This is a genomic window from Aquiflexum gelatinilyticum (assembly GCF_024741135.1).
Classification (GTDB): domain Bacteria; phylum Bacteroidota; class Bacteroidia; order Cytophagales; family Cyclobacteriaceae; genus Cognataquiflexum; species Cognataquiflexum gelatinilyticum.
Window position 1 is genome coordinate 58,805 of record NZ_JANSUY010000007.1, and the last position, 25,115, is coordinate 83,919.

The window sequence follows — 25,115 nt, forward strand, 5'->3', positions numbered from 1 at the left end:
TTTAAAACTCTAACATTTATGAGAAAAGTAGCAATTATTGTAATGGCAGTGGGTCTTTTGGCCTTGGGTGCATGTGCTTCAAGCAAACCATGTCCTGCTTATGCCAAAGCTATGGATAGCAAAGAAATTAAAGGATAAAAAGTATGCTGACCTTTAATAGTCAGCATATTTCTTTATGTCATTCAGACTGATTGTTTTTTCACCCAGGATTATCAATCTTTCAACCACATTTCTAAGTTCGCGTATATTTCCTGTCCAAGGAAATTCCTGAAGTTTGGAAATAGCCTCTTTTGATATTTCTTTTTTGGCAGTTCCGTATTCAGCAGCGACATCTTCAAGGAATTTTTCCACCAAAAGTGGGATGTCTTCTTTGCGATCTTTTAATGCCGGTACCTGAATCAGGATTACGCTAAGTCTATGGTAAAGGTCTTCCCTAAAATTGCCTTCTTCGATGGCTCTTTTGAGATCTTTATTTGTGGCGGCTAGTACCCTGACATCCACTTTAATGTCTTTATCCCCACCCACACGGGTGATTTTATGGTCTTGTAGTGCCCTCAATACTTTTGACTGGGCTGACAGACTCATGTCTCCTATTTCGTCAAGAAATAGCGTTCCACCATCGGCCTGTTCAAATTTCCCAATTCTTTGTTTAACTGCTGAAGTAAAAGATCCTTTTTCATGTCCAAACAATTCACTTTCAATTAGTTCAGAAGGTATGGCGGCACAGTTGACAGCAACAAAAGGAGCACTTGACCGATTGCTTTTTTGATGAAGCCAATGTGCTACAAGCTCCTTGCCCGTTCCGTTAGGTCCTGTGATTAAAACCCTGGCATCCGTTGGGGCTACTTTTTCAATAGTGTCTTTAACGTGCATGATGGCTTGTGAGGCGCCCACCATATCCAGTTTTTGGGAAAGTTTCTTCTTGAGAACCTTGGTTTCAGAGACGAGATTCTTTTTATCCAAGGCATTCCGCACAGTCAACAAAAGGCGGTTTAGATCCGGTGGTTTTGGAATAAAATCAAAAGCCCCCTTTTTAGTGGCCTCTACTGCTGTTTCTATTGAACCATGTGCAGAGATCATTATAAACTGTGGGGACTTATCGAGTTCTCCGGCCTTTTCCAACACCTCGATACCATCCATCTTTGGCATTTTGATATCACAAAGGACGAGGTCGTAGTCCTCTTCTTGCATCATTTTCAGGCCTTGCTCTCCATCCTGAGCTTCAGAGATTTCATATTTCTCATATTCAAGTATTTCCCTAAGGGTTGACCTGATTATTCTTTCATCGTCGATGATAAGGATTTTGGACATATTTGGTTTTTAATGATGAATAAAAAAAGTGCAAGCCTGTAAGCCGGGTTCTGTTCAACATCCTTAATGGATGAATCTCCTGCCATCTATCTAGGCCTGATTTTGCAACCAGGCTCAATCGATCTACCCATCCCGCATAAAGACGAGCCACCTTTTATGAAACAAGTTTCATTGCGGGACCTATTTGATCTTTCAACCCATAAGGTTTGCCTTGCCTCTCCCATCACTGAGAAAGCGGTGGGCTCTTACCCCACCATTTCACCCTTATCCCAATAGGTATCAGGACGGTATATTTTCTGTGGCACTTTCTGTTATCAAACCGTCTCCAGTTTGACACCTTCCTGTTAGGAAGTATGGCGCTCTATGTTGCCCGGACTTTCCTCTTTTCCGAAGAATTAACCTCAGACCAGCGGCAAGTCGGCTTGCACTTTGCAAATTAAGTTAAATTCTCCAAAGTTGGCTAAGGAAGTTTATTGGGTTACGGGTTTCAATAACCAACTTATAATCATATTATCATGTGTCCAAATATCCATAATTGATAATTTTGAGATATAATTTAAGGTTTTGAAAAAAATCAAAAAATACTAAAACAATATGGACACCACTGTGTTTGTTATTCTAAAGGCTTAAATAGCTTTTCTTCATAGTGCTGGGTTGAGCCGTTCCATGAAAATGGGACGGTTCTTTTTTTAAACCACAGGTAAAATCTACTTTAGGATGCAGACCAATAAAGATTGGATTTTTTAAGTCTTTGAATTTCCTTCTTTGTTTATTTGTAGTCAAAATAGCGATGAAATGATTTTAGTAGGAAATGCCGTAATCAGTGATGATATCAAGGAACAGTTTTTTGTCTGTGATTTGGAAAAATGTAAAGGGGCGTGCTGTGTGGAAGGTGATGCAGGGGCTCCTTTGGAAGATGGTGAAACCGAAGTTTTGGAAAAAATCTACCCAATTATCAAAGATTATATCACAGCTGAAGGAAGGGCAGCCATTGAAGTTCAAGGAACTTGGGTTATTGATAAAGACGGGGACAAGGGCACTCCAACCATCGGTGAAAATAGGGAATGTGCCTACGCTTTGTATGATGACAGGGGAATTCTGAAATGTGGCATAGAGCAAGCATATTTAGATGGTAAAACAGACTTCAAAAAACCAATAAGTTGCCATCTTTATCCTATCCGGATCAAGAAATATGACGAATTTGAAGCCCTGAATTACGACAGATGGGACATCTGCAGTGCAGCATGCGTCTTGGGTAGCAGTTTGGGAGTCCCGGTTTACAAATTTCTGAAAGATGCGCTGATCAGGAAATTCGGTCCTGAATGGTATGCTGAACTGGTAGCTGAAATAGAAGGCAATTTTTGATCCGAGGTCTTATAACCTTATAACTTTTGACCATTGTAACCTTCCAATTCCTTTCTCAGACCTTGACGTAGATTTTTTTCCTGTCCATCCAATATCCGATCAACCAAATCAAAATCATGTATGAGATGGCAAATAGGAGAGAAGCGGTTTTATCAGAAAGCCAACTTGTATAAGCAGCTTCATAGATGATACCTTTTAGGCTTTCACCTCCTATTTCAATGGAGTAGAATATGGTAATCACGACACCGGAAAGGACGTAAAGGATCAATGGATTTCTGCCGAAAACTTCAAAAGAGTATGTCCAGTTTCTTTTTTTCCATACTTCAATAACCATAATCAAAGATCCGATCAAGAATAAATCAAGTCCAACTGTCAAGAGCACATAGGAACTTGTCCATAATTTTTTGTTGATGGGAAAAGCCATATCCCAAATCAGGCAAAGAACGATCAGAATCAATCCTCCAAAAAACAAGGATTTGACTGTTTTCATGTTATTCCCAATTTGTTGGATCAATTTTCCTGCAAAATAACCCGCAATGACATTGACTACAGAAGGAAAAGTACTTAACAATCCTTCAGGTTCGAAGGGGACTCCTTCTCCCATATAGAGATTCCGCTCCCCAATGAGCAAAAGATCGAGTTTTGACCCGAAATTGCCCAACATGGAGTAAGGGTATGCAGGATCTCCAAAGAAATACAGGACCGCCCAATAGCCAAACAAGGAGACGATACAATAAAGGATTGCCCCTTTTTTTCCAAAATAAAAAAGGATCAGGGAGGCAAAAAGATAACAAAGAGCTATTCTTTGAAGAACACCGAGAAGCCTTACCTCTGCCCAATTGATCATTACAATTTCCCCGGATTCATTGTATTCGAAGAAAGGAAAGGCATTCAACCCCCATCCAATCAGAAAAATCAGTGCAGCTCTTTTGAAAACCTTCTTCAAAAAAACACCCTGTTCCATTTTTTCCATTTTCTTCATACTGAAGCTCATGGCATTGCCTACTACAAAAAGAAAAGTCGGAAATACAAGATCAGTGATGGTGAATCCATGCCATTCAGCATGGGCGAAAGGCGCATAAAGATGGCTCCAACTTCCCGGAGTATTGACAACAACCATCAAAGCGATGGTCAGTCCGCGCAGTACATCTAAAGCTAAATAGCGTTCCTGAATTGGGATACCAATCGGTGATGCAGTCATAGATTTTGGGTTTTGGGATTAATTATTCAATCAAAATAAACATAATGTAAATTTTTTGAAAAGCGATATGCCAAACGAAAAAAAATCCTTGTCTTGCTATTTATGCATTGCTTCAACCTAATTACCATTTGTATTGTCTATGGAATTGTTTTTGTCCACCAAATTTCCTGAAGATATTACTTAACCTCACTGATCTGTTTTTCAAATTCTTATCTTTTTTGATAAATTGAATTCTATAATGTAGATGTTTTATATCATCAAATTGCCCAATCAAAACAAAGCCACCAGGATATGAATCCAAGGTTCAAAAAATTTTCTATAAGCGTGCTTTTGCTTGTTACTTTTAACTATTGTCAGACCAAAACAGAAAAATTCAATAATGAAGTAATTAGTATTTATTTGGAACTTGAACAAAACCAAATCTCTCCTGGACAATTTCACCAGGCAAAATTCCTGCTTACCAATAAAGGGGACCAACCTTTGAAACCGGAATGGGAAATCTTTTTCAATACAATTTTCCTTTCGGTAAATCCTGATGTTTTGGATTCTTTGGTTTCAATAGAACACCTTTCGGGCGATTTTTTCAGGATCAAACCGAAAGATGGCTTTCCTGTTTTGGAGAAAGGGGAGACTTATTCATTTTCCTATTCCTCTGATAATTTTTTGTTGAAAAACAGCCATACTCCTACAGGACTTTATATAGTTTTTGGAGATAGTGAAGAAGGCCATCCAATAGTGGATTTTACAGCCTCACGAATCGAAATTCAGGACCAATTGACCTCTGTTGCAGGAAGTAATTTACCGATTCCTGATCCTGCTTTCATTTTTGAAAGAAACAAAAACCTGAGCCTTTTGGATACAAAAAGCATTAGTCCCATTATTCCTTCCCCAAAATCTTTCCAATGGGGGGAGGGTGTAATTACACTTTCAGACAATATTTCGATTTATGCTGATCCTGATTTTGAAACAGAAGCAGGTTTCCTTAAAGAAAGACTTTCAACCTTTTTTAAAGGAAAAATTGAAATATCCTCCTCAAAAGATGCATCTATTTTAATCTTGAAAGATCCATCCAAAGTTTCTCCGGAAGCTTACGCCTTGAATATTGGTGAAAAAATAGAAATCAGCTCCAGCAATCCAAAAGGAGCTTTTTATGGAATCCAGTCTTTGTTGGCTATGCTGCCCTTGTCTTCTTTTAGCTCTCCTTCGGATAAATTGGAGTTACCCAAGATATCAATTGATGACGAACCGCGGTTTGAATACCGTGGTTTTTTCCTTGATGTTGCACGCAATTTCCAATCCAAAGGAGCCATCCTCAAAATCCTTGACCTCATGGCTTTTTACAAATTGAATGTGTTTCATTTCAATCTTGCCAACGACGAAGGTTGGAGAATTGAAATTCCCGGTTTGCCGGAGTTGACCGAAGCCGGCAGCAAGCGGGGCCATTCCAAAGATGAATCTCAATTCCTTTGGCCATATTATGCTTCTGGTCCTGACAAAGATAAATCACCGAATGGCACAGGATTTTATTCAACGGAGGATTTTAAGGAAATTTTAAGGTATGCAAAAGAACGCCATATCGAAGTAATTCCCGAAATCGGAGCTCCGGGCCATTCCCGTGCTGCAATTATTGCCATGAGAAAAAGATACCATGACAAGATGAAATCCGATGATAAAGAGGGGGCTTTAGAATATCTTCTGGAAGATTTTGCTGATCAATCTGAATATCTATCCGCCCAAAATTTCAGAGGCAATACCATCTGTATCTGTCAGGAATCTGCATTCACTTTTTATGAGAAAGTGGTGGATGAGATTCTGGCAATGTATAAGGAGGCGGATGTTCCAATCCGCACTTTTCATACAGGTGGGGATGAAGTGCCAAAAGGAGCTTGGACCAATTCGCCGGTTTGCGAAAAATTCATTGCTGATACAGAAGGGATAGATACGAGAAATGACCTTCAGAATTATTTTTATAACCGAGTCAGCAAAATGTTTGAAGAAAGAGGAATCCAGACTGCAGGTTGGGAAGAAATCGGACAATTGGAAGTACATGAAAACGGAAAGGAAGTCATCCGACCTAATCCCGTCTTTGCAAATAAAGGATTCAGGGCCTATGCCTGGAATGCAGTAGCAGGATGGGGTGGAGAAGATATGGCTTACCAATTGGCCAATGCAGGCTATGAAGTAATAATCTGCAATTCTTCGAATTTCTATTTTGACCTTGCCTACAATATGGATCCTGATGAACCCGGCCATCAATGGTCTGGATTTGTGGATACGAAGACAGCTTGGAGAACGGTTCCTTTAAATAACTTTATTTCAAATGAAACCGACATGTATGGCAATCCTATTGATATCGAGACTCTGTCAAAGAATAAAGCCATGCTGACAGAAGAAGGAAGGAAAAATATCAAGGGTGTTTCCGGTCAGTTGTGGTCTGAAACCATCAAAGGCCAAGAAATGATGGAATATTACCTTTTGCCAAAAATGTTGGGATATGTAGAAAGGGCATGGTCTCAGGATCCTGAATGGACAGCAATTGCTGACCCTGAAAAAGGGAAAATTGAGATGGAAAAAGCTGGAACTTATTTGCCAATGCTCTTGGACAAAAGGAGATTCCCCGATTGGAATACCTCTTTGGTGGTTTCAATTACCGCATGCCAAAAGTCGGGGCCATAGTCATTGACGGTATGGTTCATGCCAATGTTGAAAATCCCGGACTGACTATCCGGTACACAGAAGACGGCAGCGATCCTGATGTCAATTCAAAAGTTTATGAAGGCCCAATTCCATTCAAAGGTCAGGTGAAGCTTCGTGCTTTTTCAATATCAGAAAATGGCGGGGGTATTTCAGGGATCAAATGATTTGATACGGCAATTTTGAATTAGGATTTTCAAACTTCAAATCCTGAACATAAGTCACTCCTGAATTATTCTTACAGAAGTGTCTCAATTTATCCTTAATTGGAAAGGTTTTTAAGCCTACCTTTATCAAAAAAACAATTAAACATGGATTTTTCTTCCCTCGGACTTTCTCTTAGCATCCTTGACGCCATCAAAAAGGCAAAATACGAAAGTCCATATCCGATTCAGATCGAAGCCATTCCTGCTATTTTGAAAGGTAAGGACATCTTGGGGATTGCTCCGACAGGTTCGGGTAAAACAGCTGCTTATGTGCTGCCTATTTTGCAGCAATTACAGCAGACCGAATATATCAAAACAAGGAATATCCCTGTATTGATTTTGGTTCCTACCAGAGAATTGGCCACGCAGGTGGAGGAAGTAATCAAAGTCTTCAGCAATTTTTTACCTCGGAAAATAAAAACCATGGCGGTTTTTGGTGGTGTTTCTGCCAATCCCCAAATGAGAAATTTATTTGGAACAGAAGTAGTCGTTGCCACGCCCGGAAGGTTGTTGGATTTGGTGGATAAAAATTCCATTTCTCTATCTGCTGTGAAAGTTTTGGTTTTGGATGAAGCAGATAAAATATTGAATTTGGGATTCAAAGAGGAAGTGGACGAAATTCTGTCCAAATTACCCAAAAAGAGGCAAAACATCCTTTTTTCAGCCACCATGGAAGAAACAGTGGAGGAACTCATCAACCGAATCCTGCATAATCCTGAGAAGATTTTTGTGGAAGTCGAGGGGATTGCACCTGAACTGATCGCCCAATCAGCTTATTTGGTACCCATGGAATATAAAGGGCCCCTGTTACGCCACCTGATCAAATCAGGGGATTGGAATCAGGTGTTGGTATTTACATCTTCTATCAGAACAGCAGACAATGTCGCCGGGAAGCTCAATAAAAACGGAATTGAGGCAGTGTCTTTTCATGGAGATAAAAGCCAAGGCGCAAGGACAGATGCTTTGACCAAATTCAAAAATGGTAAACTCCGGGTTCTCGTTGCAACTGATTTGGCCTCAAGGGGAATTGATATCAAGTTTTTGCCTTTCGTTGTCAACTATGAACTGCCAAGATCTCCAAAAGATTACATCCACCGGATAGGTAGAACAGGTCGTGCAGGCGCGGAAGGCGAAGCCATTTCCCTGATTTCAGAAGAAGAGGAGCATCATTTCAAGGTGATTCAAAAAAAGATGGGTAGGAGAGTAGAGTTGATTGATGCAAAAAACATTGATTTTTAAATCAATCTTTCAACCAACTCATCCTTTTAGCCCAATCCATAAGAAAGTCTTTTCGAAATCTATTGACTGTTTTGGCTCCTTGACGGCCGTTTTCAATCAGATCGATATGAGGATTGTCAGTCCAGTAATTTGGACCATGATCGGTTTTCACAAAAGATCCACCCCAACTTTCTCCCTCCGGATTATTCATATCTCCATGTAAAAAGTAAAGGACGGAGGGTGTATCACCCATTTTGATGTCTTGTTTTTGCTCCCAAAAAAGCTTTCCTAAATATCCATTATACTTCACAAATGTTTCCACAAAGGTTTGATTACCCAAATTCCCACTTTGGTCTCCACCCATATACATGCCCCTAAAGGTTTTATTGTTTTCTATCCACCAAAGATCAGGATGGATATTGAAAAGGTAATCGCGGGATTTTGGATCTTGAGCTGTATTCCATGATCCAATTGAATAGAGGCGTAATTTGTTTTTTATAGAAGGATCTGCATGAACTGCCTGGGCCACATCTGTCATCGATCCCCAAACCAAAACATAAATGGGGCTATTTGATTCATTCACTTTTTCAATGATCCACTTGGCACCCTCGCTCACATTTTCAGGAATTTCAGATTGTTGAATATCCAAAGCGCCTTGTTTTGTAATACTTCTAAGATATTCGGGCGTAGGGAATACTGCATTTTTTGCTTTCAATTTGGGGAAGTCTTTTTCATAGGCTTCCAAACTTTCCATGATATTGGAAATCCTGCCATTTCCCGGAGGAGAACTAATCAAACCCAAAATATCAAACCGATCTGCATATACTAGCAGGTGAACCATAGATTGATAGTCGTCAGGATCGTCACCCCCGATATCGGTTGAGATAATTATTTGGGGCTTTTGACTATCACTTTCAGATGATTTTTGGGATAAAGAATAAGTTGAAAGAAAGCTAAACAACAGAAGTAGAAATGTTCTAAAACTTGCCATCAATCCAAATCTTCTACAGTTAAAAACTTTCATGATCTTATTATTATATAGTATAAAGGTTAATCCAAAGTAGCTTCATGAATCACATTGTGGATATACCTCAGTTTTTCCTTGACATTCAAGTTGATCACAAATGGATATAAATCCCGTAATCCCATACTCCTGTTGATGCTGTTCATCATAAATGACAATGGCAGCCATTGGTCGAAAATCGTTTCAAAATTTCTACAGTAGTAGGCATTTTCTGTGATGTTGGCTGATTTGACCAAGATGCTTTCATGGACTTTAGGATTGATGGAGAGCCCGTAGAAGTAAGCAGTTTCCAACGTGTCGACGATATGCATGTAATGTGCCCAAGTCTCCGCCCAACTTTCCCATGGATGCATCGTGGCGTAAGCACTGATGAAGTTTTGGTTCCAGTCTGCAGGTGCACCATATTTGTAGTATTGGTTGAGGGCTTCCTGATAGCTGTAGGTTTCATCTCCAAAATTTGCCCGAAATGAATCTATCCTGTTTGTCCCCCAAATCAGTCTTTCCCAATAATAATGGCCGATTTCGTGCCTGAAATGACCCAAAACTGTCCTATAAACCTCATCCATATTATTTCTAGCCATTTCCCTTTCTACATCATCTGCTTCGGCAATGTTCATCGTAATCAGACCATTGGCATGTCCAGTCATCACCCGAAGCCCATGAGGCATGGTAGAATCCGATTTGAAATTGAAAGCCAAGCCTTTTTCATAATCAACAGCTTTGGAAAGGATGGGTAAATCCCATCTTAGCAGAGCGTAAATCAACCTGTGCTTGGCCGATTCAATTTTTTTCCACCTGTCGTAATATTCTTTTTTTGTGATGTCCGGGATGATCCTATTGAGCGAGCAGGCAATACAATATTGCTCACTTACTTCATCAGAAATTACCCAATTGCATACATCAAGGGCTTGGTTTTTGCAAAAATGATAACCTTTTCCTGTGGTTGTCTCTGTGAATTTTTGATCAGGATTTAACTGGAGAGAAACCATCTTGAGATTTTTTGATTCAAATCCTAGAAGGTTGTGGCATTTCAGACAAACAGTATTGTCAAAATAAACGGAATGTCCGCAATTGTCACATTGAAAAATTTGCATAGTGTGTTGTTAAGATTTGAATTGATTTCTGGTCCTACACTTATTTTGAAAACAGAAATTTATCAAAACATGGAAATTAATGAGATATCCAATCCTGATTATTTTTTTTCCTTCAAAACTTCGATAAGTTGACTAATCTTTTTTACTCCCTTATCCAGTCCATTTAGCTGGATTATTTTGGGGTGGTTAGATTTAAAGGTCTTTACCAACAGTTCATTTGCTCCCATTTTATCATGAATTATTGTATACTCGATTTCGCTCCAGGGTATTTTTTCTTCATTTGGTAAAACAATCCCAATTGCATTTAAAATAAACTTTTTTTCACCCCTCTTAAATAAAAAAAGTGCCAACACAAAAACCATTAAGATTTGCGGAATAATGCTAGTCGCTCCATAGGAATTTTTTTGAAAGAGGAGAATAATGAATAAAATTAAAAGAGTTACTCCAAAAGATAGCAGTGTCCATTTGCTGAATTTACTTTGACTGATGTGGTATTCAGTGTTTTTTGAAAATTTGTTTTTTGATTTATTGTAATCTGAAGTTAATCTAAAATTTCCTTGAAAACCTGATAATCTTAACCAATCAAAATATTCCTGAATTTCAATTGGATATTTTTTGGTATGATCTAAATATAGGTCGGCTTTAGCTGAAATTTTTTCAAAATAATCAAAAAACAAATCCTTGTTTTTTCCTATAAAATCAAATGCAAAGATTAGGGATAAGGCAAAAAGAAAGTTTTTGAGCTTCTGTTGTGGGTCGACAATATTCACACTTGATTTGACCATTTTGGAATAATCCTCAATGCTGAAAATCGTTTTATCATTTTTATGAAGAGAATATGCCCTAAACTGGGTTTTGATTCTAGAGTCTCTATTATACAGTTCAGAATCATGTTCCCATAAATCAAACCAAATAGTCTCCCCTTCATTTAATTCAATCCAATTTTTCTTTATCTGGATTTCTGCAATTGGATCAAATAATAACGTAATCGTATCATTTTTTACTTGATTTAATACTTTTATTCTTATCCTTGAATCATTATCTAACCCAATAAATTGACCATGAATTTTCAAGGTTTTAGGAATGTGGAATTTTTCATTTTCATCATTGGAATTTGGGATAACTAGTGAATAGAAGGAGATTAAAATAAAAATACCAACAACCAAAAATTTATTTGAAATAAAAAAATCAAGTACTCTTTTCATATAAAAACAATTTTTAAAATTAATCCATAGCAATAATTAAAATTAAGCATTTTAGACTAGTGTAATTAGGTTTTGAATTATCAAAAAAAACTTATTTCATTACTCTACAATATTTATTTGCAAAACGATCCAGTATAAAAAAAAATACCCAATACAAAAAAGATAAAATGTCCCTATTTATCACAAACCCTTAATTTTTCCCTTATACTTGACAATCAAATTTTCATTGTGTTCTTCTCCCTCATCGGAGTTAGAGCTGCTGAAAATTTCCGGGACGATCCCTCTTTGAATCAGGTTTTCGGCAGCCTGCACCATGATACTTTGCAAAATAACCGCGCCTGTGGAGGTGGAAGTGGCCCCTACCTTAAAATCCAAACCTTCCAATGCCACTGAAGCGTCACCGATTTCTCCGCCATTGTCAAAATACAAGTCAGCGATTTCTAAAAGCCGTTTGCCGGAAGGATGCCTTGAAGTGACTGATTGGGTATGTTTCAGGTTGGTAATGACGATGACTTTGGCTCCTTTTTCCTTTGCTATCATTGCCATCTCTATACTGACCGTATTACGTCCGGAGTTAGAGGAAATGATAAAAACATCTTTTTCCGAAAGGGGAAATTCCTCCAAAAGCGTTGCTGCATATCCTTCTTGCCTTTCCACTTCGGTACTGAAGGAAGCATCTTTGTGGAGCATCAGTGCCTCATCCAAAATTGCAACTACCCGCGCAAAACCTCCGGCTCTATAGAAAATCTCCTCGGCAAAAATATGAGAATGTCCTGTGCCGCTCGTATAGATAAATCCTTCATTTGCCAGGCAATCTGCGACCCAATCAGCTGCCTGTTCGATTTTTTCTTTTTGGCCAAAGACGATCTGAAGCTTGGATTGAACCTGCTCAAAATACCGCTGATAAGCTTTCATATCAATTGATCAGAATTTCATCAACGAATACCCAGCCTTTGCCACCAGTTCCCGGGTGCCATTTTGGTAAAGGATTGACAGGAGTAAGTTTTGCTTTGATGGCCAAAATACCATTTTGGTTGATTTTGGATTCATACATCTGAAGCAGCCTGTCGCGGTTTCCTGTGGGTTGCTCGGGTTTTTGTGTATCCACCAACTTCCAGTCTGCATTTTGTGTTTTGATCCAAACTTCCACCTTGGAAGGAGGGAAAATATGAGATCCTTCAGCTGCCAATGTGCTGAAAGCAATATTTTGAATATTTTGTGGGGATTTGAAATCCATTTGGATTTCAAAGGGAGTATCCTGAAAGCCCAACCACTTTCCTGTACCAAAGTCTTCATCTCCTTTTTCAAGGTCAAATAAAGTCAAGGCACCTGAGCCTTTATATGACTTGCTTGGTTCGAAGGCAAGTTTGTAGCTGTCAGGCTGAATTTTTGACCTGAAAAAAACAGCTTGTTTTTCTGTACTTCCGAGCCATCCTTCAGCAAAAGCCCTCGCCCGCAAAGTGGTGTTTTTATCTAAACTTATTGGACCTGAATACAACTGATGGTTGCTGCTGTCAGGCAAAGTATTGTCGAGGGTGTAGAAAATTTTCACAGATCCGATAGGATGCTTGAGCGTAACGTCTACTTTGTCTGTGAAAATTGACTTTTTAAACTCTATTTGTGGAGCATTCAATTGATATAAAGTGCCATTATCCTGAAATCCCCCTTCGATTTTTGTATTCGGCAAGTTGGTTTTTAAAGCGGCGATGGCATCAGCGTTTTTATTGGTCCATACATAGAGATTTTCCAGTTGTTTGAAATCTTTAAGGCTTTCAAATGCTGCTTCAGATAGGGGATTGCCGCTGAGGGAAAGGTGCTTCAGGTTTTTGAGATTTTCCAGGTCTCCCAAATTGCTTCCCTCGATGCCTGTGAAATTCAGGTTAAGGATTTCAAGATTGGGGTAATCTGAAAGTTTTTTTATGTCCTCATCCTTTAGTGGCATGTTTTGAAAACTCAGTTCTACGACCTGTTCTTTGACTTTTTTTAGGTCATCAATTGTGTTGGGATCAAACTGGTTTTTTCCAAAAAATGTAACCCTTAGACCGGGAGAATCAGGATAAGTAGCTACTACTTTTCTATAATCATTGTTCAGACCGGCAATGGTTTTGGCACTTGCTGCTTCAAAGGAATAAGATTTAGAATCTTGGGAGGTAAACTTCTCCTTAGCCAATGCAAAAAATTCACTTTCAGGATTGTATGATGTCAGTTTTTTGTCAAAATGGGCGGAATCCAAAATCCAGCTTTGGATCAATGCAAGTTCTGTTTCTGTCAATTGCGGCTTTCCCTTAGGCGGCATATGGAATTCTTCCTCCAAAGGAATCAGGATATGGACAAGAATCTGGGAATTTTCAAGATCTTCCAAATCCACAGCAGGACCCATTTCGCCGCCTTTCAGGATGTATTCGACCTCATCCATTCTTAGCTCACCTTTGACTTTTCCGGCTTTATGGCAACTGATACATTTTTGTTGCAGGATGGGTTTGATGACATGGTCGTATGCCAGGGCTTCCTCGAAACTTACTTGCGGAACATCAATTTCGCTTTGCAAAGGTTCAAAAAGAAAATCCTCTCCATGTGTCAGTGAAGCGCCAAAATGGCCTGTTGCCAAGACCAAAGCCAACACAACCACTGAAAAACCTTTGGCTATCGATAGTTTGTCTTTCACCCAAAACCAGTACCATAAAGTCCCTAACCAAAACACAAGCAATCCTGTCCATTGGTGGTTTTCAAAATCCTCTTTGACATAGCCGTCTTCCACACTGAGAAAAAGCCCCGCCAAAACGGTGACTCCTGTAAAGAAAAGTGCAGAAAGCAATAACCATTTCATGGCAACCTTAGAATTTACCCCCAAGGAATCAGGAAACCAAAACAGCAAAGCTGCCAAAAACAACATCACAATGGGGAAATGGAGCAAAAGCGGGTGCATCCTACCGACAACTTCCAAGAAAGCCGGCAATTGGATATTGTCTTGTCCAATGACAAGAATAAGAATCAATCCGTGGAGGACAATCAGTGAATTTTCAAGAATCGTAAAGATCTTTTGGCTTTTGGGCATACTGTTAAAACTGTTAAACCAAAATATCTTTTACTACTTTACCGTGTACATCGGTCAACCTGTACCTTCTCCCCAAGTGTTTGTAGGTAAGCCTTTCATGATCTATCCCCATCAGATGCAGGATAGTGGCTTGGAAATCATGGACATGAACAGGATTTTCTACAATGTTGTATCCAAACTCATCTGTCTCACCATAGACCATTCCTGACTTGACACCACCTCCGGCCATCCAAATGGAAAACGCCCTCGGATGGTGGTCACGGCCATAGTTATCCACTTGGATTTTGCCCTGACAGTAGTTTGTTCTACCGAATTCTCCACCCCAAATCACCAGAGTTTCATCCAATAAGCCTCTTTGTTTCAAGTCAGTGATAAGCGCTGCTGAAGCCTGATCCACATCTTTCGCTTGCCCGACCATTTGATTGGGCAGGTTGTCATGGGCATCCCATCCCTGATGGTAGAGCTGTACAAAGCGCACTCCGTTTTCAGAAAGTTTTCTAGCCAAAAGGCAGTTGGCAGCGTATGTTCCCGGTATCAAGCAGTCCGGACCATAAAGTTTGATGATACTGTCAGGTTCTGACTTGATATCAGTGACTTCCGGTACAGCAGTTTGCATGCGGAAAGCCATTTCATATTGTTGGACTTTGGCTTGGATTTCGGGATCACCGAAAGTCTCATAATTCATATTGTTCAGTTCGGCCAACTTATCCAACATCCTTCTTCTGTCTTCCCTGTTCATCCCTTTGGGATCTTTGAGATATAGGACGGGATCTTCACTAGCGGAAAATTGAACTCCCTGATGGACGGAATCCAAAAATCCATTGGTCCACAGTTTGGAATATACTCCCTGTCCGTTTCCTTTTCCTCGGCTCAAAAGCACACAAAAGGAGGGTAGGTTGCTGTTTTCACTTCCAAGTCCATAACTCAACCAAGCTCCCATACTTGGGCGGTTGCCCACTTGGGCACCTGTCTGGAAGAATGTCAAGGCAGGATCATGGTTGATGGCTTCGGTATGCATGGACTTGATGATACAGATGTCATCCACAACTTTTGCCGTATGGGGGAATGCCTCAGAAATCCAGGCTCGGGATTCTCCATATTGGTTGAATTTGAAGAAAGAACCTACTAGAGGAAAAGAGCTTTGTCCGGCTGTCATGCCTGTCAATCTTTGACCTGCCCGGATGGAGTCGGGTAGTTCCTGTCCGATCTGTTGGTTTAGCAATGGCTTGTAATCAAATGTCTCCAACTGAGACGGTGCACCGTTTTGAAAAAGGTATATCACTCTTTTTGCCTTCGGAGCAAAATGAGGCAAAGCTTCCATCAAGGCATCTTCTCCACTTTTTCCTTTGAACAAATCAGGAATCAATAGACTTCCCAAAGCAATACTGCCCAAACCCAAACTGACCTTTGAAAGAAACTTTCTCCTGTTCTCGTTTAATCCGTGTTCAAATTGTTCTTTTTCCATCTCAAATTTTGGTTATTGCTTCTTCAAGGTTATACATCGCCAGGATTACCTGCATCATGGCAGCGGTGTTTGGGGCTATTTTTTCCTCTTGGATTGGGTATTCACCCACTCTGAATAAATCATCAGCGGAAGCCTGATCTTTGCTGAATCGTGACAGTTCTTCTTCGAAATAACCTGAAAGAATATCCAATTCCTTAGAATTTGGTGCCCTGCAAAGGATTCTCTTGAAAGCCTCTTCTATGGCTGTTTCCGGCTCGGATTCTTTTTCGGTCAACTGACTTGCCAAAACCCGTGAAGCTTCCATCACCAAGGGATCATTCATCATGACCAATGCCTGAAGCGGGGTGTTGGTCCTTCCTCTGTTGACTTCACATTGGTCTCTGTTTGACCCATCAAATATGATCGGCATCGGAGGTGGTGAAGTGAGCTTGATAAAGGTGTAAAGGCCTCTTCTGTAAAGCTTTTCTCCTTTGTCCTGTTTGTAGGTTTTGAGTTCTCCTCGCCCTGATGTGGCTGCTTCCCAAAGCCCTTCAGGCTGATAAGGCTTCACGCTTGGCCCACCTATTTCAGGTACAAGCAGGCCCGAACTCGCCAAAACCAAATCCCTGATATTCTCGGCAGGCAATCTCAATCTAGGTGACCTAGCCAAATAAATATTGTCAGGATCTGTATTCAAATGCTTCTTGGTAACCTTCGAAGACTGCATGTACGTTGCCGAAGTCATTATTTTTTTAAGCAGGCGCTTTACATCCCAATCATTTTCCATGAAATCAACAGCAAGCCAGTCTAAGAGTTCAGGATGGGAGGGGAGATCTCCCTGCATCCCAAAATCACCCGTAGACTTGACAATGCCCACGCCGAAGATTTCCTGCCACATCAGATTGACAAAAACCCTCGCAGTAAGCGGGTTGTTTTTGTCTACAGTCCACTGTGCAAGTCCAAGTCTGTTTTTGGGCAGATCATCAGGAAAGGAAAAAATACTTTCGGGCGTATTTGGAGTGACTGGCGTGGTACGGGCGTCATATAAACCCCGGTTTAGAATATAAGTAGTTCTTAAGGTATCCAATTCATCCATCACAGAGACCATCAGTTTACTTGTATCCTGATGGTTGATAAATGTGAGGAGTTCGTTGATATCGTCTCTTGCTATCCAAAGAATCGGAGTTTTGGCCGGTTTTGATTGGGAGACGTCACCTTCATATCCTTTTTCGGGAGTATTGTTAAAGAAGGCAAACATCTCGTAGAAGTTTTTCTGAGAAATCGGATCGTACTTATGGTCGTGGCACTGAGCACATTCCATGGTAATTCCAAGGATTCCTTTGGTAAAAGTATTGGATTTGTCTAGGACATATTCCACCCTGTATTCCTCAGGAATTACTCCTCCTTCTTCGGTATATTTATGATTTCTGTTGAAAGCTGTGGCTAAAATCTGTTCATTGTTTGCATTTGGAAGCATATCACCTGCCAATTGCCACGTGATGAATTGGTCGTAGGGAAGGTTTTTATTGAAGGCATGGATGACCCAATCCCTATAAGGCCATTGGGTTCGGATATTATCATCCTGATAGCCATAGGAATCCGAATATCTGGAGATATCCATCCAAAGAACAGCCATTTTCTCCCCAAATGTGGGTAGGTTAATGATTTTGTCAACAGCTTTTTCATAAGCATCTGGACTTCCGTCATTTTCAAAATCACTGATCATCTCAGGAGTTGGCGGCAGACCTGTCAGGTCAAGGCTTACCCTTTTCAGTAATTCGTGCTTCTCTGCCTGATCATTTGGATCCAAGCCCAACTTGTTCATTTTGGCCAAAGTGAAATAATCTATTTCATTTCTAGGCCAATCTTCGTCTTTGATTTTGGGTAATTCTGCTTTTTTGGGACTTACAAAAGCCCAATGGGGTTCGTATTGTGCACCTTGTTCAATCCATTTCTTTATCAATGCAATTTCCTCCTCCGTCAATGAGAGATTGGATTCAGGCGGAGGCATAAGTTCGTTGGGGTCGGTGCTAACTATTCGGTGGTAAAGTTCGGAAACGTTAATGTCATTGGGAACGATGGCAAATTTACCGGGACTTTCTTTCAAGGCAGCATAGGCAGTTTCTGGAAGATCCAATCTCAAGCCTGCTTCCTGCTTATTGGCATCAGGCCCATGGCAGGCAAAGCATTTATCTGACAGAATAGGTCGGATATGGAAATTGTAACTTAATTGCTCCCCTTCTCCAAAGGAAATTTCATTGGAAGTATTTGATTTGCAGGCTACAAAAAGGAAGAGAAGTAGTATGAATATGGAACTGAGGTACTTCATGGTTATCTTTGGCATTAATCTATTCAAGCTTGTAATTTCGAAAAAAAATTAACAAACTTCAATTTCTTATTCTAAATTTTTATAAATACACAGAATTAAAATATTTAATAATTTGACTGAATTTGATCCTTCATAATAGCATTTCTGAGTAGTTTCTCTAATATCCTGAATTTTCTTTGATTTTTTCTTACCTGTTTAAATTCTATCTTTAACCCGAGAACAAATTTTTAAACATGAGTGAGTCAGCAGCCAAACCAGTATTGAAAAGTTGGGTACCAGTACCAAAAGATTCAGATTTCAGCATTTTTAATTTGCCGTTTGGAATATTTCAAACCAAGAGGATTTCCCCCCGAGCAGGCATAGCGATAGGGGATAAAATAGTCGATTTGGCAGTATTACATGAGGAAGGTTTTTTTTCTGAAATGACCCAAATGCCACATGGTGTTTTCCAAAAAGATTCCTTGAATGACTTTATTGCCTTGGGAAAAGCTACTACCAAGAGAGTTAGAGACAAAGTTCAGGATCTGCTTAAAGAGGAAAACGGAGCACTGCGTGACCACCAAAGCCGTGGGAAAGCCATTGTAGGCAGAAATGAAGCACAGATGCTTTTGCCGGTAAAAATCGGAGACTACACTGATTTCTACAGTAGTCTCGAACATGCAACAAATGTCGGAAAGATGTTCCGCGATCCTGAAAATGCATTGTTGCCAAATTGGAAGCATCTACCGGTTGGGTATCACGGACGAGCATCTTCGATTGTGCCCTCTGGGTCGCCGATCATCAGACCCAAAGGTCAGTTCAAAGATCCTGACATGGCAGTCCCGGAATTTGGACCAAGCAAAAGATTGGATTTCGAATTGGAAATGGCTTTTGTCATTGGTAAACCAACCAAAATGGGTGACAGTGTCAGTACTGAGGATGCCGAAGATTACATATTTGGGATGGTGCTGTTCAATGATTGGTCAGCCAGGGATATTCAAGCTTGGGAATATGTGCCTTTGGGCCCTTTCCTTGGCAAAAGTTTTGCCTCAAGTATATCGCCTTGGATTGTGACTTTGGAGGCATTGGAACCGTTTAGAGTTGCAGGGCCTAAGCAGGAACCGGACGTGTTGCCATACTTGCAATATCAGACTGACCATGCTTTTGATATCAAATTGGAGGTTTTGCTCCAACCTGAAGGCCTCAAAGCCACTAAGGTTTGTACTTCCAATTTCAAGTACATGTATTGGAATATCGCCCAACAGCTTGCCCACCATACTATCAACGGCTGTAATATCAATGTCGGGGACATGATGGCATCGGGAACGATCTCGGGTCCGACCGAAGACAGCTTTGGTTCCATGCTTGAACTTTCATGGAAAGGAACAAAACCGGTATTATTGGAAGAAGGAGGCGAACGCAAATTTATCCAGGACGGAGATTCCGTTATCATGAAAGGCTATGCAGAAAAAGATGGGATACGGATTGGTTTTGGGGAAGTGGAGGGAAAGGTATTGCCGGCGAAGTGAATAGAAAATGAAATATCGAAAAATTAAAAAAGCCTCCTTTGTAAATTTGGAGGCTTTTTTTGATTCAAGTATAAAATGAATATTATCCTCTTTTAAAAGCAATCGGTATAGTCATTTTGGTCTTTTCGGGAATTCCATTGATAGTCAAAGGAATCCAACCATTTTTGAATGTTTCTACCATGCGTTTGGCTTCTATCTTCCAAGGAAGCATGGCTTTCTCCTTTATTTTTGATTTGGACATTTTCGGCTTTCCCCGTTACGTTTATATCAAACTCTACCAATACTCTTCCTTCAGCTTCCGCATTGATAGCCGCTTTGGGATATTTTAAATTATTCCGTAAATGCATGCTCCAAGCCTGGATTCCTCCTTTTGCTTCAGGTTTTGTGATTTTATCTACTGATTCCAATTCTCCAAACTCATTGAAATGTGATCTTGAGCTGATCATTCCCGCAATTTGTTTTTCAACAGATTTTTTCATTCCGTTTTCATGGAAAAAAGTGATTTCTCTATTATTTTCAGTAATGATTAATGTTTCTTTGGAAGCTCCATCAGGATAAAAAAGTTCGATTTTTCTTTCACTGACTAAACCTGAATTTTTATCGATTTTCCATGATTCTTTTCCGATTTCATTTTCCAAAGAGTCCAAAATCGTAAAACTCAATTCTTTTTTATCAAGAGGGTTAACACGAAAATAGAAGCCTGATGATGAGGAATTTCCTAACTCATTAAAATCCTTATCCAAAACAGTTTTTTCTTGGCTGAATACATTAGAAATAGTGAAACAGAAAATAAGGGAAAAGAAGCAGCTTTTTACCATGGTGATTTGATGAAATTGTTTTTAAATATTAACATTTAAGGTGAAATGAAAAAATTTTTTCCAATTATTATCCATTGGACATTCTTCCTTTACCAAAACTTCATTTCATCCCCTCATATTAAATCTTATTTTTGCACCGCATATCTTTTAAAACCTATTTGAGATGAATCATATCAATCCCACCACCACACAAGCTTGGTCCAAACTCCAACAATTGGCTGATGCCAATAAGGATACCCATATCAAAAATCTATTTGCTGACAGTTCCCGCTTCGAAAAATTCTCCATCAAGCTTGAAGATATCTTGGTGGACTTTTCCAAAAACCGTTTCGACGATAACATATTTTCTGAATTGCTTGAGCTTGCCAAAGAAACAGGCCTGAAAAAAGCCATCGAAGCGATGTACTTAGGGGAAAAAATCAACGGAACCGAAGGCCGGGCCGTATTACATACCGCATTGCGGAACCGTTCCAATTCCCCTGTTTATTTTGAAGGAAAGGATGTGATGCCTGACATCAATGATGTTTTGGCTCAAATGAAAGGTTTTGCAGACCAGATTTCGAGTGGAAAATGGTTGGGATATACCGGCAAGCCCATCAAATCCCTTGTCAACATCGGAATCGGAGGCTCGGATTTGGGTCCTGTGATGGTGACTGAAGCTTTGAAACCTTACCAAAACCCCGACTTGGAGATTTTCTTTGTTTCTAATGTGGACGGAACACACATCGCGGAGACTTTGAAGAAAGTGGACGCAGAGACGACCTTGTTTTTTATCGCATCCAAAACTTTCACCACTCAAGAAACCATGACCAATGCCCATTCAGCTAGGAATTGGTTTTTGGAACATGCCAAAGCTGAAAGTGCAGTTGCCAAGCATTTTGTGGCCTTGTCCACCAATGCCAAAGCAGTCACCGAATTTGGAATCGACCCTCAAAATATGTTTGCTTTTTGGGATTGGGTAGGAGGAAGGTATTCTCTTTGGTCAGCCATCGGATTGCCTATCGCCTGTGCGATTGGATTTGACAATTTCGAGAAATTGCTCGCCGGTGCACACAGCATGGACCTGCATTTTAGAAATACTGATTTTGACAAGAATATTCCGGTGATCTTGGCTTTGATCGGATTGTGGAATACCAATTTCTTGGGTGCGACTTCTGAAGCAATCTTGCCTTATGACCAATATATGCACCGATTTGCCGCATATTTCCAACAGGGAAACATGGAATCCAATGGGAAATATGTGACTCGGGATGGCCAAAAGGTCAATTACAGCACGGGACCGGTGATTTGGGGAGAACCGGGAACCAACGGTCAACACGCTTTTTACCAGCTAATCCATCAGGGAACACATTTGATCCCCTGTGATTTTATTGCTCCGGCGATTTCCCATAATCCCATTTCTGACCATCATGTGAAGTTGCTCTCCAATTTCTTTGCACAGACTGAGGCCCTTATGAATGGGAAGACCCTTGAGGAAGTAACTGCCGAAATGACCAAAGCCGGAAAACCTGAAGCGGAAATAGCCAAAATCGCTCCTCACAGGGTTTTTGAAGGAAACCGACCTACCAATTCTATTTTGGTAAAACAGCTTACACCTTACACTTTGGGGCAGTTAGTAGCGATGTATGAGCACAAGATTTTTGTGCAGGGAGTGATTTGGAATATATACAGCTTTGACCAATGGGGAGTGGAGTTGGGTAAAGTTTTGGCCAATGCTATTTTGCTTGAACTGGTTAATGAAAATAAAGTAAGCAGCCATGATGCATCCACAAACGGATTGATCAATGCTTACAAAGAAATGAGAGGGTAGGAAGGAAGTACGAAGTTGGAAGTAAGAAGTAAAAATGTAAGACCTTTGAGGTTTTTTCAAACCTCGAAGGTCTTTTTTTTACAGGAAATCATCCTGAGTAAATAGGATTTATTGTTACTTCAAAAAAATGCAAATCGGATTATTTAAATTCAACTCAAAATACACTAATTGTCTGATTTATAATCAATCAGCCTTTTGAGATTGGATTGTAGGTCGGGGAAATCCTGCTGTTGCCCTTCGTATACGACATTATCAATTTTCCATGTGTTATTTTCTTTGATCAGGATTATTTGATCTGACCAAATGTGGTTATATGCGGTATTTTGAAATATTATTTTAACATGGGCAACTTGTCCTTCCATAGATATTTCTTCGATACTTGCACTGTTATGACCTTCATAAAGACTTGTAAAAACATCCCCTTCGATCATCATCGGTTTGTCGGTGGGAAAGTCACTTTCTTTCATTTTTTTGGCTTCATAGATTTCCTTCTCAATTGCCTTACTGATCAAATTCTGTAATTCCTTTGAAATCATTACAGTATCAGCTGTTCGGAAGTTGCCGTCATAACCTGAGTAAAATCCTTCTACGACGTTTTTTATCTCAGCTTCTTGATTATTGCCACAACCCATCAAAATGTATATAGAGCAAACAAGGATGAAATATGGAAATTTGAAATTCATAGTCCTTAGCTGGAAATCAATTTGGGACTACAAATGAAACTGCTGCTACAGTGGTGGGGTTGATATTGGGAAATACTTCAACGCCTGAGGTCGGGTCCTCCCAATTGTTGGATATGAAGGAATCGCCATACATCCTGACATAAACTGTCTGTCCGGCTGTAAAGCCCATTTCCAACAGCTTTTCTTTGGTAAATCCTGTATTGGCACTCAAACTCGAAAAACTCAAAACCTCACTTCTCGCCGTAAATTTGGTGTTGGAAACATCTGCAAATGGACCTAAAAAGTAGCGGACAAAAGCTTTGTTGGAGGAAGTTGGTACAGGTGATAAATTATAATCAAAACTTACACCGACTTCACCATTTAATAAAAACTCACTGAATGTCAATCCTGTTACGGTGGTTGTGGAATTTTTTCCAAAAGGAATATTTTGAACCACAGTAGAGATTACATCTTTAACATAGACATGAGAAATTCCAAAAACCTTCAAAGTTCCATAGCCGGATTTGCTGATTTCAAACTGGTAACTGTCATAGGGGAGGTCATTGAAAGTATACCTTCCGGTGTTGTCAGCAGTTGCTGTGAATGTTTGACCTGTAAGGTTGGAAGCTGTAATTGTCACTCCCCCGGCATCATTAGTGATTATTAACTTGTCATCAAAAGTCTGGATATTTCCTAACAAAGTACCTTTGGTAGGAATAGACGGAGTGTCATTATCATCAGAACATGAAGAAATAAAAGCTGCAGAAAAAATACTAAGTGCAATAAATGCAGCCTTAAAAATTGAATTTAGATTCTTTTTCATAAATGTTTTATAAGATTTTGGTTGTGGTTATATCTATTTACAAATAGAAATAAAAGTATGAAATATATAAAATTTCAGACTAAAAAGTTTGTGGATTAAATTATGAAAATATAAAAAATAATATTTTTGGCAAAAATTAGATATTTATATTTTGCTTAGAGTGTCTCTTTTTTGAGATAAGGTTTGAACCGAATCCCAATCCCAACAATCCTAAAAATGGACCAAGTCCCAAAACCGGAAATAAATAGATGGGATCAAGGTGGAGGGAAAGGAAATTGAGGAGCTGAATGCTGATGATCGTGATGCCAAAGCCGACACTGTTGACAATTGTCAGGGAGGTTCCTCGTGTTGCCTCAGGTGCATTTTGGGCGACCATGGTCGAAAACATCGGTGAATCCGCCGTGACCGCCAATCCCCAAACAATCAAAAATACCAACAGCACTCCCTGAGAATCTTGAAAAACAAGCAACGGAGAAATAAAGCTACAGATCCCCGATAAGGCAAGTGCAAAGGAGGCTATTGCTTTTGGAGTGAATTTCCCTGACAATATTCCCGCTACACTACATGATATTGCACCAACAGCAATAATCGTAAACGACCAAAACGCAGCATCCAATTGCAATTCATGGATTGAATTATAATACTGAAGGATGAAGGGCAAAAAAGCCCAAAAAGCATACAATTCCCACATATGCCCAAAATACCCATAGGCCGCTGATCGGATTGATTTAGTTTTAAAAACTTTAAAGAAAACAGTGAAATCAAAACCATGGCTTTTTTTCCGGTATGGGCCGTTTGGTACGAATGCAACGATTGTCAACCCACCAATCAAAGCCAAGACTGTAGTGGCGTCAATTACATATCTCCAGGGAAGCGGATCCAGAAAACTTCTTACCAAGTGAGGAAAAGCAGTTCCCAAAACCAAGGCTCCAATCAAAAAACCCAAAGATTTGCCTAATCCTTTTTGGAAATAATCTGAGGCAATTTTCATTCCTACCGGATATATCCCCGCAAGAAAAAATCCGGTTCCGAACCTGAAAAGCAAAATTTCCAAGGCACTGATATCCTCGATTCGGATAGCAAAGTTAAATGCAGATGCTACCACCGAACTGCAAAAAAACACCCAAGATGGGGAGAATTTGTCTGCGACAGTCAGAATGGAGAAAACCAAAGTACCTGCGATAAATCCAAACTGCACTGCACTTGTCAAGTGACCAAGGTATTCCGGCGCAAGCTTGATTTCCTTTGCGAAATCGGGTAACACTGCATTTCCTGCAAACCAAAGCGAAGTACTCAAAAACTGTGAGAGGACAATCAGCGGCAGGATTTTTTTCATCTACAAGTATAG

19 protein-coding genes and 1 other RNA gene are annotated in these 25,115 nt (G+C 39.9%); 6 read left to right on the forward strand and 14 right to left on the reverse strand.

The window, feature by feature from the left end:
* Window positions 1-153: 153 nt before the first annotated feature.
* Together NU887_RS10610 and rnpB are read right to left on the reverse strand one after the other, a co-directional pair.
* Window positions 154-1,311 carry a sigma-54-dependent transcriptional regulator gene (locus tag NU887_RS10610; protein WP_258423341.1) on the reverse strand — a complete coding sequence of 386 codons (1,158 nt, stop codon included), beginning with the start codon at window positions 1,309-1,311 and terminating at the stop codon, window positions 154-156.
* A gap of 23 nt (window positions 1,312-1,334) precedes the next feature.
* Window positions 1,335-1,740: RNase P RNA component class A (gene rnpB, locus NU887_RS10615), an RNA gene on the reverse strand.
* Between the two features lie 366 nt (window positions 1,741-2,106).
* On the opposite strand from rnpB, the gene NU887_RS10620 reads away from it, so the two are divergent.
* Window positions 2,107-2,676 carry a DUF3109 family protein gene (locus NU887_RS10620; protein ID WP_258423342.1) on the forward strand — a complete coding sequence of 190 codons (570 nt, stop codon included), beginning with the start codon at window positions 2,107-2,109 and terminating at the stop codon, window positions 2,674-2,676.
* 55 nt (window positions 2,677-2,731) lie between these two features.
* On the opposite strand, the gene NU887_RS10625 is transcribed toward NU887_RS10620, so the two are convergent.
* The gene (locus NU887_RS10625) at window positions 2,732-3,877 is read right to left on the reverse strand and encodes an acyltransferase family protein (protein ID WP_258423343.1); all 1,146 of its coding nucleotides are present in this window, start codon (window positions 3,875-3,877) and stop codon (window positions 2,732-2,734) included.
* Between the two features lie 291 nt (window positions 3,878-4,168).
* On the opposite strand from NU887_RS10625, the gene NU887_RS10630 reads away from it, so the two are divergent.
* The 3 genes from NU887_RS10630 (at window position 4,169) to NU887_RS10640 (ending at window position 8,016) form a co-directional block, all read left to right on the forward strand.
* The gene (locus NU887_RS10630) at window positions 4,169-6,553 is read left to right on the forward strand and encodes a family 20 glycosylhydrolase (RefSeq protein WP_258423344.1); all 2,385 of its coding nucleotides are present in this window, start codon (window positions 4,169-4,171) and stop codon (window positions 6,551-6,553) included.
* On the forward strand, window positions 6,532-6,738 hold the full coding sequence (locus tag NU887_RS10635) for a chitobiase/beta-hexosaminidase C-terminal domain-containing protein (protein WP_258423345.1): 207 nt from the start codon (window positions 6,532-6,534) through the stop codon (window positions 6,736-6,738). The genes NU887_RS10630 and NU887_RS10635 overlap by 22 nt, the downstream gene beginning before the upstream one ends.
* Window positions 6,739-6,882: 144 nt before the next feature.
* Window positions 6,883-8,016, forward strand: a complete 1,134-nt coding sequence (locus NU887_RS10640) for a DEAD/DEAH box helicase (RefSeq protein ID WP_258423346.1) — start codon at window positions 6,883-6,885, stop codon at window positions 8,014-8,016.
* A gap of 1 nt (window position 8,017) precedes the next feature.
* Here NU887_RS10640 and NU887_RS10645 read toward each other — a convergent pair whose 3' ends face one another.
* From NU887_RS10645 to NU887_RS10675, 7 genes are all read right to left on the reverse strand, one after another.
* Entirely contained in the window at window positions 8,018-9,019 is a 1,002-nt protein-coding gene (locus NU887_RS10645; protein WP_258423347.1) for a DUF1593 domain-containing protein, read from the reverse strand.
* A gap of 26 nt (window positions 9,020-9,045) precedes the next feature.
* Window positions 9,046-10,113, reverse strand: coding sequence for a zinc-binding metallopeptidase family protein (locus NU887_RS10650; RefSeq protein WP_258423348.1), 1,068 nt, complete (start codon window positions 10,111-10,113; stop codon window positions 9,046-9,048).
* A 98-nt stretch (window positions 10,114-10,211) separates the two neighbouring features.
* Window positions 10,212-11,318, reverse strand: coding sequence for a hypothetical protein (locus tag NU887_RS10655; RefSeq protein WP_258423349.1), 1,107 nt, complete (start codon window positions 11,316-11,318; stop codon window positions 10,212-10,214).
* Between the two features lie 180 nt (window positions 11,319-11,498).
* Window positions 11,499-12,233 carry a sugar isomerase domain-containing protein gene (locus NU887_RS10660; protein ID WP_258423350.1) on the reverse strand — a complete coding sequence of 245 codons (735 nt, stop codon included), beginning with the start codon at window positions 12,231-12,233 and terminating at the stop codon, window positions 11,499-11,501.
* A gap of 1 nt (window position 12,234) precedes the next feature.
* Window positions 12,235-14,373, reverse strand: coding sequence for a chitobiase/beta-hexosaminidase C-terminal domain-containing protein (locus NU887_RS10665; RefSeq protein ID WP_258423351.1), 2,139 nt, complete (start codon window positions 14,371-14,373; stop codon window positions 12,235-12,237).
* Window positions 14,374-14,386: 13 nt separating this feature from the next.
* Window positions 14,387-15,838, reverse strand: coding sequence for a DUF1501 domain-containing protein (locus NU887_RS10670; protein WP_113924669.1), 1,452 nt, complete (start codon window positions 15,836-15,838; stop codon window positions 14,387-14,389).
* A 1-nt stretch (window position 15,839) separates the two neighbouring features.
* Complete coding sequence (locus tag NU887_RS10675; RefSeq protein ID WP_258423352.1) at window positions 15,840-18,146, reverse strand: PSD1 and planctomycete cytochrome C domain-containing protein; 2,307 nt, start codon at window positions 18,144-18,146, stop codon at window positions 15,840-15,842.
* Window positions 18,147-18,379: 233 nt separating this feature from the next.
* Between NU887_RS10675 and fahA the strand changes: the two genes are divergently transcribed.
* Entirely contained in the window at window positions 18,380-19,654 is a 1,275-nt protein-coding gene (gene fahA / locus NU887_RS10680; RefSeq protein WP_258423353.1) for a fumarylacetoacetase, read from the forward strand.
* Window positions 19,655-19,746: 92 nt separating this feature from the next.
* On the opposite strand, the gene NU887_RS10685 is transcribed toward fahA, so the two are convergent.
* Window positions 19,747-20,472 (reverse strand): energy transducer TonB, encoded by a 726-nt coding sequence (locus NU887_RS10685; protein ID WP_258423354.1) that lies wholly within the window; start codon window positions 20,470-20,472, stop codon window positions 19,747-19,749.
* A gap of 163 nt (window positions 20,473-20,635) precedes the next feature.
* On the opposite strand from NU887_RS10685, the gene pgi reads away from it, so the two are divergent.
* Window positions 20,636-22,282: a glucose-6-phosphate isomerase gene (gene pgi / locus NU887_RS10690; protein WP_258423355.1), complete on the forward strand. Its 1,647-nt coding sequence runs from the start codon at window positions 20,636-20,638 to the stop codon at window positions 22,280-22,282.
* Between the two features lie 164 nt (window positions 22,283-22,446).
* On the opposite strand, the gene NU887_RS10695 is transcribed toward pgi, so the two are convergent.
* From NU887_RS10695 to NU887_RS10705, 3 genes are all read right to left on the reverse strand, one after another.
* A complete protein-coding gene (locus NU887_RS10695; RefSeq protein WP_258423356.1) occupies window positions 22,447-22,965 on the reverse strand; it encodes a nuclear transport factor 2 family protein in 519 nt (172 codons plus the stop codon).
* Window positions 22,966-22,981: 16 nt separating this feature from the next.
* Window positions 22,982-23,767: a carboxypeptidase regulatory-like domain-containing protein gene (locus tag NU887_RS10700; RefSeq protein WP_258423357.1), complete on the reverse strand. Its 786-nt coding sequence runs from the start codon at window positions 23,765-23,767 to the stop codon at window positions 22,982-22,984.
* A 136-nt stretch (window positions 23,768-23,903) separates the two neighbouring features.
* Window positions 23,904-25,103 carry an MFS transporter gene (locus NU887_RS10705; RefSeq protein WP_258423358.1) on the reverse strand — a complete coding sequence of 400 codons (1,200 nt, stop codon included), beginning with the start codon at window positions 25,101-25,103 and terminating at the stop codon, window positions 23,904-23,906.
* Between the last annotated feature and the right edge of the window lie 12 nt (window positions 25,104-25,115).